The following is a 14,160-nucleotide window of genomic DNA, read 5'->3' as shown; positions in this document are numbered from 1 at the left end:
GGGCCCCCCTGTCTGCATGATTGGAGGAGCGCCCTCTTCCTCTTTTACTTGTTAACCGGAGACCTTGTGATGACCAACTGAATATCAAAATAAAAAAGTGCGTAATCACCTTACGCACTTTTTTCTATCTCTTTTCCCGGGTCTATGGACTGCCTATCAACCGCTCAAGATTCGGACAAAACCGCTGTCTCTTCCCCGGCTAGGACCGGTCCGCTCTCCCATACCCGACTCGGAATTTCGCGCCTGAGTACCGGCAGCACTTCCTCCGCGAACCGCTGCAGCTGCTCTTGCTGCTCCGACTCGGTCAGCCCATCCACGCCGATGCTCAGCACCGTATGGCCAAACGCCTCATGGTAATTCAATATTTTCTCGATGACCTTTTCAGGGCTGCCGATCAGTGCCGGGCCGTTCTCGATCTGATCCTCCAGGCTGTGAAAAGGCGATTGGTTATGCTTTGCCGATTCCGTTGTGCTGAAGGCCGTATAATACGGCCGGTACCGCCGGATGGCTTCCTCGGTCGTATTTCCCAAGTACAGGCTCCCGGAGCCCGCGCCGACGACCGCTTTGGCGGGATCATGGCCGTGATAGGCAAGACGCTCGCGGTAATGATCGATCAGCGCTTTATACTTGGCCTGCGGATGGAAGGCGTTGGAGGAAAAAATCGGCTCCCCGAACTTGGCCGCCAGCTCGGTCGAGCGCGTACTTGAGGCGCTGCCGTGCCAAACCGGAATGGAGGCCTGGTACGGACGGGGGAACGTCGTCACCTCCTGCAGCGGCGGCCGGTACTTTCCTTCCCAGGTGACGTTTTCCTCAGTCCACAATTGTTTCAGCAGCCTGTACCGCTCTTCCATCGAATCCCACTGCTCTTCCTCCGTAATGCCGAACAGCGGATAATGCCGGGGGTCGTTTCCTTTGCCGATGATCATCTCCAGCCGGCCGCCGGACAAATGGTCCAGTGTGGCATAATCCTCGGCCACCCGCACCGGATCCAGCACGCTCAGCACAGTCACGGTGGTGAGCAGGCGGATGCGGGACGTGCGGGACGCGATGGCGGTCAGCACTACGGGCGGCGCCGAGGACAGGAAGGGAGCTCCGTGCCGTTCTCCCACACCGTAAGCGTCGAAGCCGAGCTTCTCGGCGAGGACCGCTTGCGAGATGACGTTGCGGAACTTTTGCTGCGCGGTCAAGGACTCCCCTGTTACTGCATTGGGAAGATTCATCATAAGGCTAAATACAGCCACTTTCATATGGCATCTGGCCTCCTATCCATTCAAAAATCAGTTGAGTTCGGTCGGCTGCTCCAGGCGTGGTCCGGTACCTGCCGCTTCCTTCCGTTTCCGCAGAAGGAGCGCCAGCGGAATGGCCAGCGCCACCAGCGCGCTCGCGAACAAAAACGCATCGTCGATGCTCCGCGTGTAGGCCTCGCGGCGTATCCATTCCGTGCCCTGCGCAGCATAGTTAGCGTGCAGACGGGACTCGTGCACGCTCATCCGCGCATAAAACACCGATGTGAACATGCCGAGCGCTCCCGCGCTGAATAGCTGCCGCAGCCAGTTGATCAGGGCCGACGCATGGCCCGATTCGGACTGCGGAACCGCCGCCATCGCCGCGCTGGTCGCTGGGGTCAGCGACAGCCCCGTGCCGACGTTGCGGATCGCCAGCCAGATCATGACGGAGACGAGCGTCGTTTCCGTGCCGAGCCGGCTGAAGCGAAAAGTCGTCACCAGCAGGATCAGGCTGCCCAGGGCAATCAGCGCTGCCGGCCCAAAGGTGCGGTAACCTTTCCCCGACAGGAACGTGGCCAGGGTCAGACACGCGGCCGCAGGGAGAAAGAGCAGCCCGACCTGAAAAGACGACAGCCCTTGAACTTCTTCCAGGAACAGCGGGACAAAGTAAACGCCGGAGTAGAGGGCAAAGGACAGGATCAGCGATACACCAAGGCTTGCGGCAAACGTGAAATTGCTGAACAATCTGAGGTTCAGCAGCGGTTCCTTCGCGCGCAGTTCGACCCGGATGAAAAGAGCGGAGCATGCGCCGCCGATCAGGAGACAGCCCCACGTCCAGATCGACTGCATGCCCCAGGCGTGCAGATTGCCGAACAGCAGCAGGATGGCAAGACTGCCCGCGGTGGCCAGCAGGAGTCCGGAGGCATCCAGACGCTTTTGCGGACCCCGGATATCCTTCGGGAGCAGGATACGGCCCGCCAACCAGGCCAGAATGCCGGCCGGCAGCGTCACGAGAAAAATCAGGTGCCAGTCGTGCTGCTGAAGCCACCCGCTAACCGAGGGGCCCACCGCCGTGCCGAGCACCGTCGAAAACGACCAGACGCTGACCGCTAGAGGCTGTCTTCCTCGCGGCAGCGTCTGATAAATCATGGCCAGAGACACAGGCTGAATCAGTCCGCACCATAAGCCCTGCAAGATGCGGAAGAAAATCAGCGCATGAATATTCCAGGACAGGGAACACATCACGGAACTGACGGTGATTCCGGCCAGCGACAGCAGAAACATCCGCCTGCCGCCGAAACGGCTGGAGAGATAGCCGCTGACGGGAGCAATCATGCCGAAGGCCAGCGTAAAGCCCGTAATGATCCACTGCACGGTCCCGAGGCCGGTGTGAAAGATGCCGATAAAGCCGGGCAGCGAAACGTTTAAGGAAACCATGGGGTACATGCCGACAAAGGAACCGCAGAACAGGGTGAGCAGAACCGGCCAAAACGGCAGACTGCCCTGCCCCTCTTCGGCCTTTGCCGCGGCAGCATTCATCGTGACTGACAATTCATAACCTCCCGTTCAGGTGGCGGCCATCCCGTCACAGCGCATAATGGCAGGCCGCGTGGTGACCGCTGTCCAGTTGGCGCAGCGCCGGCTCCTCCTGCCGGCAGCGGTCTGTCGCAAACGGACACCGGGTATGAAACCGGCAGCCCGAGGGCGGATTGGCCGGTGAGGGAATTTCCCCTTCCAGGCTTCCGGCCGGCTGGCCTTGGCGGGGCGTGGTCTGCGGTATGGCCTCGATCAGAGCCTGGGTATACGGGTGGGCCGGGGCGAGAAACAGCGACTCGCTCGGTGCGATCTCCACGAGCTTCCCGAGGTACATCACGCCGATCCGGTCCGACAGATGCCGGACGACCTGCAGGCCATGGGCGATGAACAGGTAGGTCAGCCCCAGCTTTTGCTGCAGGTCCTGCAGCAAATTGATGATCTGGGCCTGAACCGATACGTCCAGCGCGGATACGGCTTCGTCGGCGAGAATGAACCGCGGGTTCAAGGCGATCGCGCGGGCGATGCCGATCCGCTGCCGCTGCCCGCCGGAGAACTCGTGCGGATACCGCTGCGCCCACGATGGGTCGAGCCCCACCAGCTCCAGCAGCTCGCTGACGCGGCGGCTGATGTCCGCGGGGGAGCGCTGCCCCTGACCGTGTACCTTAAGCGGCTCGGCGATGCTGTCGCCGATCTTCCAGCGCGGATCCAGCGATCCGTACGGATCCTGGAAGATCGTCTGCATATGCTGGCGGGCGGCGCGCAGTTCACGCCCTCCCAGGTTCGTCAGGTCCTTGCCATCAAAGAGTACCGTCCCCGCCGTGGCACGCTCCATCTGGAGCAGCACCCGGCCCAGCGTCGACTTTCCGCTGCCGGACTCGCCGACCAGGCCGAAGGTTTCGCGCTTGCGGATCGTAAAGCTGACGTCGTCCACGGCGCGGATCAGCTTCTTCGCTTTGCCGATGCCTCCGCCATGCACCGGGTAATACTTTTTCAGGTGATCCACGGTAAACAAAGCGTCCGCCGCTTCTTCCGCTGCCCTGGTTGAGCCGGCTTCGCCGTGTCCTTCAATGTTCTCTTCTGCGCCGCCTTCCCGTGTAACGCGTAAAGCAGCCGTCTCGCTGGAAGCCGCCGGGTCGCCAGAACCTGCAGCTGCACCCGAAACAGCCATCGCATTGGATGTTGCCACCGCACCGAAACCTTCAGCTGTACCGGAACCCTCAGCTGCACCGGAGCCCGCCGGCCCGGCAGGGGCCATCCAGCCCTCCGACTGAACCAGCTCCTCCGCATGCCAGCAGGCGCTCCGGCGCTCGCCGGATTCGGTTAAGACCGGCGATTCCTGCGTGCAGCGCTCCGTGGCAAAGGGGCACCGCGGGTGAAAGCGGCAGCCCTGCGGAAGTGCGGCAAGGCTCGGGATCGAACCTTCGATGGAATGCAGCTTCGTGCCGCGGACCGTGTCGAGCGTCGCGACGGAACGGAGCAGGCCCCGCGTATACGGGTGGCGCGGAAGGCGGAACAGCTCGGAAGCTGGCGCCTCCTCGACGATTTCGCCGGCATACATGACGACCACCCGGTCGGCAATTTCGGCGGCGATCCCGAGATCATGGGTGATCAGCAGGATCGACATGCCGAGCTCGGCCTGCAGCTCTTTCAGCAGGCGCAAAATTTGCGCCTGGATCGTGACGTCCAGCGCGGTGGTCGGCTCATCCGCAATAAGCAGGTCCGGCCCGCAGGACAGCGCCATGGCGATCATGGCCCGCTGCAGCATTCCGCCGGACAGCTCGCCCGGATACTGCTTCAGCCGCAGCTCCGGCTCCGGAATGCCGACCCGCTTCAGCAGCCGGACGGCGCGCTCTCTGGCCTCCCTCTTGGAAATTTTCTCATGCTGCAAGATGGTCTCCTGAATTTGCTGCCCGATCGTAAAGACCGGGTCGAATGCCGCCATCGGCTCCTGGAACACCATCGCCATCCGTTTGCCGCGAATCCGGCGCAGTTCGGCCTCCGGCAGGCCTGCCAGGTCCGTCCCGTCCAGAAGAAGGCTTCCTCCGCTGATGCGCCCGTTCTCATGGTCGATCAGACGCATGATCGCTTTGGAGGCCACCGTCTTGCCGCTGCCCGACTCCCCGACGAGGCAGACGGTTTCCCCGGCTTCGATCGACAGCGTCACGTCCCGGATCGCCTGCAGCGTCCCTTTTCGGGTCGTAAAATCGACGGACAGCTCCCGGATATCAAGCAATGTGCTCATTGATGCTTCCCTCCTTTAGCGCTGGGTGACTTTCTTCGGATCGAAATGGTCCCGGAGCCGATCGCCGATAATGTTGACAGACAACACGAAGGCGGTAATGGCCAATCCCGGGAAGGTGCAGATCCACCAGGCCGCGGTCAAATAGCCTCTGCCTTGGGAGAGCAGCGTCCCCCAGTCCGGAACCTCGCGTAGAACCCCGAGGCCCAGAAAGCTCAGGCCCGATCCCGTCAGAATGGACGTACCGATACCGATAGCTGCCATGACCAGCAGCGGAGACAGGCTGTTCGGCAGCACATGCTTCCAGAACACGCGCAGCGGCGAAGCACCGATGGATACCGACGCTTTGACGAACGTCCGGCTCTTGATGCTCAGCACCTGCGCCCGCATCACCCGGGCATAACCCGGCACGGAGGATACGGCTACCGCCAGCACGATGTTAAACAGGCTCGGACCGAGCGCGCCGGCGATGGCCAGTGCCAGCAGGATGCCCGGGATCGTCATCAGCACGTCATTGAGACGCATGATCGCCGTGTCGATCCAGCCGCCCGCATAACCGGACAGCGCCCCGATCGTTCCCCCAAGCAGGCCGCCGACGAGAACGGAAGCAAAGCCGATAAAGAGCGAGTCCCGGCTCCCGTACACGACCACGCTGAAAATATCCCGGCCGAAATAATCGGTGCCGAACAGATGCGCACCGCTTGGCGCCTGCATGATGCTGTCGGTCCGCATCTCCGTCGGGGCGTAGGGCGCAATCCACTGCGGAACGATGGCACAGGCCGCCACAAACAGAATGATTAATCCGGCCGCCACCAGGAACAGGTCGCTTGCCGTGAACTTACGGAATTTCGGTGCGGCCGCGGCCGCAAGCTTCCGCTCGCGCCAGACCGTCTTGGCGGATACCGCCTCCCTCATAACTGCTCCCTCCTAAGGTTTATGTTGAACGTCTCACGCGCGGATCGATCAGCGTATAGGACAGATCCACCAGTAGGTTAACCAGCGTATAGATGATCGCTGAGAACAAAATGACGCCCTGGACAACCGGGAGATCCTTGGCCATGATCGCGTCCGAAATGATCCGGCCAATGCCCTGGCGGGAAAACACCGTCTCGACGACAACCGTGCCGGCCAGCATGTCGCCGATCAGCATGCCCGTCATGGTGACGGCCGGTATCAGCGCATTGCGCAGCGCGTGACGGTACATGACCGCCCGCTCCGCCAAGCCCTTGGAACGAAGCGTCACGATGAACTGCTCGCTGATGACCTCCAGCATGCTGTTACGGACCATCCGGATAATAAAGCCGCTCCCGACCGTGCCGAGTGCCAACGCGGGCAGAACTAGCGTCCGCCACCCGTCCGATCCCATCGCCGGAAACCAGCCCAGCGTAATGGAGAAAATCAGGATGAGCAGGATGCCCGACCAGAAGGTCGGCATGGAGATGCCGAACAGCCCGATGACGCGGGCGATGATGTCAATCGCCCCGTTCCGGTGAATGGCCGACAGGACACCCAGCAGCAGACCCACGGTCACGGACACCAGCACGCTGGCTCCGGTCAGGGCCAGGGTGGCGGGGAAGCTCTCGGCGATTTTGGGCAGCACCGGATCGGAATTCAGCAGGGATTTGCCGAAATCCCCCTGCAGAATGCTTCCGAAATAATGGAGCAGCTGGATGTGAAACGGCTGGTCCACGCCCAGCTGATGCCTTAAGTTCGCAATGACCTCCGGCGTCGCCATCGAGGGATCGACCATGTTGTCGGTCGGATCCCCGGGAAGAACGTAGAGGATCGTGAACACCAAAACGAGCGAGCCGATAATGACGAGGAGCGACGTCAACAGGCGCCGGGTTACCATCCACAGCATGCCGCCTCAAGCCTCCTTTCTATTTTTGCAAAGATACGTCGTTGAACAGCGGATACCCAAGGGAATCAAAGGTAAGTCCCTGTACCGATTTGGAAGCGGCCACCGTATACGGGAAGACGTAAATCGGCAGAATGACCGCATTATCGATGATATAATGCTGAATTTTATGGTACAGCTCCTCGCGCTTGGCATCGTCCTTCTCGACCCGTCCCTCTTCCAGCCACTTGTCGACTTCCGGACTGGCGAGTCTCGGCAGTGTCGGCCGGCTCTTTGGATCATAGGAATGGTAGAAGGAGTACAGCGCGTTCGGATCGGAGTTGACCTGGCTGTTGCCGTACAAATCATAGTTCCCGTTGGTGTAGACCACAGTGCGGACATCCTTCGTGATCTCGACCTCAACGTCCACGCCGATTTGCTTCAGCTGCTGCTGCACCATGACCGCGATGTCGTTGCGTTTCTCCCGGTTTGGCGTGCCGTCGACGTAGTGCAAGGTCAGTTTCTTCCCGTCCTTGGTCCGGACGCCGTCCGCTCCCTTGACCCATCCCAGCTCGTCAAGCAGCTGATTGGCTTTGGCGATATCCGGTTTGACCGAGTTTTCCAGCGACGGGTCATAACCGAAGGTGCCCGGGGTTAGCGGGGACCAGGCCCGCTCGTACGTGCCCAGGTACAGCGTTTTGACGATGGCGTCCACATCCACGGCCAGCTGCACCGCCTGCCTTGCCTTCAGCTCGTTCCACGGCGCGCGCTCCTGGTTGAAGAACAGCGTGTACGGCAGGCCGAGCGTATTTGCCTGCAGCAGCTGGAAATTCGGATCCTTTTTCAAGGTCAGGATGTTCTGAGGCGGCACCGTCTCGGCGGCCAGCACCTGCTTGCTCTGCACGCTGCCGATCCGGGTGGCCTCTTCGGGTACGATTTTAAAATCGATGCCGTCCAGGTAAGGCGCCCCCGCATTGGTCACGATCTCCGGCGCCCAGGCGTAGTCCGGATTGCGCTCGACCTTGATGTCGGCATTCTCATCCCACTTGACGAATTTGAACGGTCCCGTGCCGACCGGATGCTGCCCCAGCTGATCCCCGTATTGCTTGGCTGCAGTCGGTGACACAATGCCAAGCAGCGCCTGGCTCAGGTTGCCCAGAAAAGCCCGTGAGGGCGTCGACAAATTCAGCTTGATCGTGTACTCGTCAATGACCTCGGAGGACTTGTAGGGCTGAAGCAGGGCGGCCGCATTCGCCGCCTTGGTGGCGGGATCCAGAATCCGGTCGAAGTTGAACTTGACCGCCTCGGCGTTAAACGGCGTTCCGTCCTGGAACTTGACGTCCTTCCGCAGCTTAAACGTGTAGCTCAGCCCATCGTCTGAAATGGTCCATTCCGTCGCCAGCCACGGCTTGATCGTATTGTCCGGCAGCTGAACGACCAGACTGTCGTAGATGGTGCGGATGACACGGACCGCGACGGCCAGGCCGCTGCGGTGCGGGTCCAGTGTATCCGGCGACGTCGCCAGAGCGTAGGTGAGCTCCCCTCCCTTGGCGGATGCTCCCTGTACGGCCGGTGCCGCCCCGCTATCCGTCTGCCCTTGGGAGGCCGTCTGCTTGCCTCCGCAAGCGGACAGCAGCATAACCATGACCAGCAGAGCGGCTGCTGCCGATTTGCGCCTGTTTTTCGAATAAAACTTCATCTCTCTCAGACTCCCTTCAGATCCATATATCGTTTGCATGCAGGGTGCAGGGACTCCGCAGATTGGCAGAGACCCCGTCCCGTTTAGGACAGCGCTTTTTGCTTCGTATAGCGGTTCTCCGGCACCGGCAGACCCAGATTTCCCCGCAGCGTATCTCCCTCGTATTCCGTGCGGAACAACCCCCGCTCACGCAGAATCGGCACCACCAGCTCGACGAAATCGTCCAATCCGCCCGGCACGCCCGATCCGATAATAAAGCCGTCGGCGGCCTCTTCCTCAAACCACTGCTGCACCAAATCCGCCACCTTCTCCGGCGTCCCGATAAACACCGTCCGCGGCGTCGCTTCCTGCAGCGCTATTTCGCGCAGCGTCAAGTTCTCCTCTTTGGCGCGTCTCTTGATACGGTCGGTCGTGCTGCGGAAGCTGTTCGAGCCAAAGTCACCCAGGTCGGGAAACGGCTCATCCAGCGGGTATTGGGAAAAGTCGTGATGCTCGAAGTAGCGTCCAAGGTATTCCAAAGCCTTCTCAATCGTCACCAGCCCGGCGATTTCCTGGTATTTGCGCTCGGCTTCCTCTTCCGTGCGGCCCACGATCGGCCCGATGCCCGGAAAGATCAGAATTTCCTCCGGAGCGCGCCCGAGTGCGGCTGCCCGCTGCTTCACGTCCCGGTAAAAGGCCTTGGCCTCCTCGATCGTCTCCGGGCCGGTGAACACGGCGTCCGCCGTTTTCGCCGCCAGGCTGCGGCCGCTATCCGAGGAGCCCGCCTGGAACACGACCGGCTGCCCCTGCCGGGAACGAGCAATGTTCAGCGGCCCCTGCACAGAGAAGAACTCCCCTTCATGGTTCAGCCGGTGCAATTTGTCCGGATCGAAGAACACCCCGCTCTCCTTATCCCGCACAAAGGCATCATCTTCCCAAGAGTCCCACAGCCCTTTGACCACCTCAAGATACTCTTCCGCGATCCGGTACCGCACGGAATGGGCCGGATGCGGCCGGCCGCCGAAATTCAGCGCGGTCCCCTCCAGTGGTGAAGTTACCACGTTCCATCCCGCGCGCCCGCCGCTGATGTGGTCGATGGAGGCGAACTGCCTGGCGACCGTAAACGGCTCACTGTAAGAGGTCGACAGCGTGCCGACAAGCCCGATCCGGGAAGTGGCTGCGCCGAGCGCGGACAAGATCGTAATCGGCTCAAACCGGTTCAGAAAGTGCGGAATCGACTTTTCGTTGATATACAGGCCGTCGGCAATGAAAACAAAATCGAACTTGCCCTCTTCCGCCTTCTGTGCCTGCTGTGTATAGAACGAAATGTTTACGCTCGCATCCGAAGGAATTTGCGGATGTCTCCAGGCGGTGTGGCTGCTGCCCACGCCGTGTATGGTGGCCCCCAGTCGAAGCTGTCTGTTTTTGCCCATAGTTCACTCACTCCATCTTTTTTTAAATTTGGATTGATGCTTGGAATAACTCCAAAGATGACCCTCGACGGTTTCAATATTATTTTTCCAATGAGTATAGTCGGGATTATTGCTGATACTGTACCATCTATGCCTTTCGGGCTACAATACCGTATTAAAATCTTCTATTCAGGCTTTTTCATTCTCTATAAGGCTTTAACTTCGGGCTTTTCCGGGTATGTGAAAAACCCCGATCCGTGCTTGGCGGACCGCGGTTCTCAGGGTTGTTTCGAACAGCTCTGTATTATATGTGGAGTACAGGGGGTATGAAATAGAGGTCAGACTGCCTGCTCTTCAGCCGGCGTTAATACGGCGTAACGGGTAAGCTCGCTGCGAAGCTCGGTTAAAGCGGATTCCAGGCGATCTCTCAGCTCTTCCTTGATCTCGAAACCGCCGTTTTCCAGGCGCGTGATCCATCCGTCCACGGCGAATACACCGCCAAGAATATGCGTGCCTCCCAGTGCGGCTACCACCGGCTTCAGCGCATAATCCACGGCCAGAAGATGGGCGATCGTGCCCCCGATAAACAGCGGCAGCACCAGTTTGCCCTGCAGGCCTTTCTGCGGGATGACGTCCAGAATCGTCTTCAGCGCCCCAGAGTAGGAAGCTTTATATACCGGGCTTGCGATAATGACTGCGTCCGCTTCTTCCACGGCCGCAATCACCTGCCGGATCACCGGACTGTTGAAATCTGCGCGGAGCAAATCCTCTGCCGGCAAATCCGCCGCCGAGATGAAATCGATCCCGTATCCGGCCAGCGCCAGCTGGTCCTCGAAAAACTGGGTTAAAGCGAACAGGCGGGACCCATGCGTCGGGCTCCCCACAATAAATGCTATTTTCGTCATCATCATTCCTCCTCATGAGATGGGGTTGAGACTGCCAACTTCACCAATATCCGGACCCCGTGCACCAGGACGTCCTCGTCGAGGTCAAACCGGGGCTGGTGGATCGCATGCACGATTCCCGCTTCCTTGTTCCCGCAGCCGATAAAGGCAAAAGCACCGGGAACGCGGTCCAGGTACCAGCCGAAATCTTCGCCGGCCAGGCTGGGCGGATCGAGGCAGCTCACCCGCTCCTCGCCGAGCACCTGCCGCGCCGCAGCCATGATCCGCTGGACGGCGGCCTCATCATTCACGACGGCGATGCCCTCGCGCAGCTCCATGGCGTAACTTCCGCCGGCCGCTTCCGCGATGGTGGCGGCCAGACGCCGAAGCCCTTCCGTGATCGCCGCGACGGTTTCCTTCCGGAAGGCCCGGAAGGTCCCTCTCAGCTCGCTGTCGGCTGCAATGACGTTCACGGCCGACCCGGCATGCAGCGTGCCAAAGGCGAGAACGGCCGCTTCCGCGGGATTGACCCGGTTCGCCATCAGGCCGTTCACCTCGCTAACGAACCGCGCCGCCATCTGCAGCGCGTCCACCGCCTGGTGCGGGGCGCTGTGATGCCCGGACGCGCCCTGAAACCGGACGGTAAAATGGCTGGAAGCCGCCATTGCTTCGCGCGGATGCACGCCCAGCGTGCCGACGGGCAGCTCCGGCATGACATGCAGCGCGAAGCATTGGTCGACGCCGTCCAGCACACCGTCCTCGATCATGTCGCGGCCGCCCGACAGCAGCCGCCCGTCCAGCGGGCTTCGCAGCGCGCCTTCCTCCGCCGGCTGAAACACGAACCGGATCGTGCCCCGGATCCGGTGACGGTGCGCCGCCAGCGTCCGTGCCGCGCCGAGCAGCATCGCCGTGTGGGCGTCATGGCCGCAGGCATGCATGACGCCTTCATGGATCGAGCGGTACTCGGCGTCGTTCTCCTCTTGGATCGGAAGGGCGTCCATGTCGGCGCGAAGCAGCAGGGTCGGGCCGCTGCCGCCGGTACCGTGCAGCGTTCCGACGACCCCCATGCCAAAGTGCTTGCCGACGCCGCGTCTGACCTCGATCCCCCAGGATTCCAGCAGGCCGGCTACGATCCCCGAGGTGCGGACCACATCGTACAGAAGCTCAGGATGGCGGTGCAGGTCCCGGCGAATCCGGACGAGCTCCTCGCGGAGCCCTCCGGCAAATTCCATCAGTTCATCCGCCTGTGTCAGCCCGATCATCGTCCGCTCCTTTAAGAACGTCCGGCCGCGGCCTTGGCTCGGGCATACCGGTTCTCCGGCACCGCAAGCCCGAGATTGCCGCGCAGCGTGTCGCTCTCGTATTCGGTCCGGTAAATACCGCGTTCCTGTAGAATCGGTACCACCTGGTCCACGAATTCCTCCAGCCCTTTCGGCACGGCGGCCGTAATCATGAAGCCGTCGGCCCCTCCTTCCTCGTACCACTCCTGAATTCGGTCCGCAACCTGCTCCGCGGTTCCGATAAAATTGCCGCGCGGTGTAGCCGACTGGAGTGCCACCTGCCGGAGCGTCAGGCCTTTTTCCTTGGCATCCTTTTTGATTTTGTCCGTACCGCTCTGGAAGCTGTTCTTGCCGAGATCACCGAGATCCGGGAACGGCTCGTCAAGCGGATACTGGGAAAAGTCGTGATGCTCGAAAAACCGACCGAGGTAGTTCAGCGCATTTTCGATCGTCACCAGGCTGGCAACCTCCTGATATTTCCGCTCGGCTTCCTCCGGTGTGCTGCCGATAATCGGGCTGATGCCCGGGAAGATCAGCACGTCATCCGGATTGCGGCCGAAGGAGGCGGCGCGGGTTTTGACATCCTGATAAAAGACTTTTGCATCCGCCAGCGTTTCATGCCCCGTAAAGACGGCGTCCGCTTCCTTGGAAGCGTAGTTTTTGCCGACCTCGGACGAGCCCGCCTGAAAGATAACCGGCTGCCCCTGCTTGGAGCGGGCGATGTTCAGCGGTCCTTTGACCGAGAAAAACTCGCCTTCATGGTTCAAGGTGTGCATTTTTTCCGGATCGAAGAATACCCCGGTTTCCTTGTTCCGCACAAATGCGTCGTCCTCCCACGAATCCCACAGCCCCCGGGCCACTTCCAGAAATTCGGTCGCGATCCGGTAGCGCTTATCGTGTTCGGGATGCTCCTTCTTGCTGTAGTTCAGTGCCGACCCTTCCAGCGGGGACGTCACGATGTTCCAGCCGGCGCGCCCGCCGCTGATCATATCGAGCGAAGCGAACTGGCGGGATACGGTAAAGGGCTCGCTGTAGGAGGTGGATAACGTGCCGACAAGCCCGATGTTCTTGCTGACGGACGCGAGCGCGCTCAGAATCGTGATCGGCTCAAAACGGTTCAGAAAATGCGGGATCGATTTTTCGTTAATATACAAGCCGTCCGCGATAAAGATGAGGTCCATCTTCCCTTCCTCGGCTTTTTGGACCCATCGTTTGTAAATCTCAAAATTGACGCTGGCGTCGGGCTGGGCATCCGGATGGCGCCACATGGAGGTTCCCCCTCCGACACCGTGCAGCAGCGCGCCGAGTTTCAACTGTCTTTTTTTGGCCATCTCTTCCATCCTCCTTATTTAAAAAGCGATTCTATTATGGATAAAAATTCACGTAACCCGTGCCAAGCGTTGCCAAGCGCCGCAGCAGGTATGCTATTCCTCTTGCGGCTTCAAAGTTTTTAAGCTTCAATTGTGACTGCTATGGCTTTAAACGGTTGGCTTTTCGACTTTAGTTCTGCGGCTTTAAATAGCCTGTGCTCCGGCCTTTTTTGCGTCACAAGTCTCTGCAGTAACGTGCCTGGAAAGGGCTTAGACCAATGCTGCCGCCTGCTTAATGCGCTCGATTTGCCCCAGGTGGTTCTCCACGTGCCGGATAAATCCGTTGACCAGATCGGCGACGCTGACGGTTTGACCTCTAGGGTTCACGCCGGTTTTCGCCAGGTCTTCGGGCGTAAGCCGCTGGAGCAGCAGCGTGTTATACGTGAGCAGCGCGTGGAACGCATCGAGGATGTCCGGCGTGCCGCCTTGATTGGCATGCTGGCCGCTGACCCAGGCATCCTGTTCGAACGCTGGCAGCTGCGCTGCCGTGCCCGCAAGAATGTCGCGGATGCGAAACGAGGTTACGATGCTGTGATCGGTCAGGTGCGAGAGGACCTCCTGCACGCTCCATACTTCCGGCGCCCGCTTCCAGGTCAGCTGCTCCTCGCTCAGACCTTCGATGGCTGCGAGCAGTTGACGGTGTGTGCCGCTGAATTTGTCAATTTGAACCTCGCTCATATGAACGCTCCTTCCAACTG

11 protein-coding genes are annotated in these 14,160 nt (G+C 60.4%); all 11 read right to left on the bottom strand.

Translation table 11 applies throughout. The features are described 5' to 3' along the window. Window positions 1-164: 164 nt before the first annotated feature. The 11 genes from C7820_RS15735 to C7820_RS15685 all read right to left on the bottom strand — a co-directional run bounded on the left by C7820_RS15735 (window position 165) and on the right by C7820_RS15685 (window position 14,140). Window positions 165-1,247, bottom strand: coding sequence for an LLM class flavin-dependent oxidoreductase (locus tag C7820_RS15735; RefSeq protein ID WP_116231885.1), 1,083 nt, complete (start codon window positions 1,245-1,247; stop codon window positions 165-167). 30 nt (window positions 1,248-1,277) lie between these two features. Next, the gene (locus C7820_RS15730) at window positions 1,278-2,777 is read right to left on the bottom strand and encodes a DHA2 family efflux MFS transporter permease subunit (protein ID WP_258875272.1); all 1,500 of its coding nucleotides are present in this window, start codon (window positions 2,775-2,777) and stop codon (window positions 1,278-1,280) included. 34 nt (window positions 2,778-2,811) lie between these two features. Next, window positions 2,812-5,004: an ABC transporter ATP-binding protein gene (locus C7820_RS15725; protein ID WP_116231884.1), complete on the bottom strand. Its 2,193-nt coding sequence runs from the start codon at window positions 5,002-5,004 to the stop codon at window positions 2,812-2,814. A gap of 15 nt (window positions 5,005-5,019) precedes the next feature. Next, window positions 5,020-5,916: an ABC transporter permease gene (locus tag C7820_RS15720; protein ID WP_116231883.1), complete on the bottom strand. Its 897-nt coding sequence runs from the start codon at window positions 5,914-5,916 to the stop codon at window positions 5,020-5,022. 19 nt (window positions 5,917-5,935) lie between these two features. Then, window positions 5,936-6,862, bottom strand: coding sequence for an ABC transporter permease (locus tag C7820_RS15715; RefSeq protein WP_076174964.1), 927 nt, complete (start codon window positions 6,860-6,862; stop codon window positions 5,936-5,938). Window positions 6,863-6,881: 19 nt separating this feature from the next. Continuing rightward, window positions 6,882-8,537, bottom strand: a complete 1,656-nt coding sequence (locus tag C7820_RS15710) for an ABC transporter substrate-binding protein (protein ID WP_116231882.1) — start codon at window positions 8,535-8,537, stop codon at window positions 6,882-6,884. Between the two features lie 83 nt (window positions 8,538-8,620). Next, on the bottom strand, window positions 8,621-9,949 hold the full coding sequence (locus tag C7820_RS15705; protein WP_116231881.1) for an LLM class flavin-dependent oxidoreductase: 1,329 nt from the start codon (window positions 9,947-9,949) through the stop codon (window positions 8,621-8,623). A 317-nt stretch (window positions 9,950-10,266) separates the two neighbouring features. Beyond that, window positions 10,267-10,833: an NADPH-dependent FMN reductase gene (gene ssuE, locus C7820_RS15700; protein WP_116231880.1), complete on the bottom strand. Its 567-nt coding sequence runs from the start codon at window positions 10,831-10,833 to the stop codon at window positions 10,267-10,269. A gap of 2 nt (window positions 10,834-10,835) precedes the next feature. Beyond that, complete coding sequence (locus C7820_RS15695; RefSeq protein WP_116231879.1) at window positions 10,836-12,074, bottom strand: M20 metallopeptidase family protein; 1,239 nt, start codon at window positions 12,072-12,074, stop codon at window positions 10,836-10,838. Between the two features lie 11 nt (window positions 12,075-12,085). Further along, complete coding sequence (locus C7820_RS15690; protein WP_116231878.1) at window positions 12,086-13,423, bottom strand: LLM class flavin-dependent oxidoreductase; 1,338 nt, start codon at window positions 13,421-13,423, stop codon at window positions 12,086-12,088. Between the two features lie 249 nt (window positions 13,424-13,672). Then, entirely contained in the window at window positions 13,673-14,140 is a 468-nt protein-coding gene (locus tag C7820_RS15685) for a DinB family protein (protein WP_116231877.1), read from the bottom strand. Window positions 14,141-14,160: the final 20 nt, after the last annotated feature.

This window comes from Paenibacillus sp. VMFN-D1, from assembly GCF_003386155.1.
Classification (GTDB): Bacteria; Bacillota; Bacilli; order Paenibacillales; family Paenibacillaceae; genus Paenibacillus_AQ; species Paenibacillus_AQ favisporus.
The sequence above is the reverse complement of the archived record's forward strand: the minus strand, read 5'-3'. Positions and strand labels throughout refer to the sequence as shown.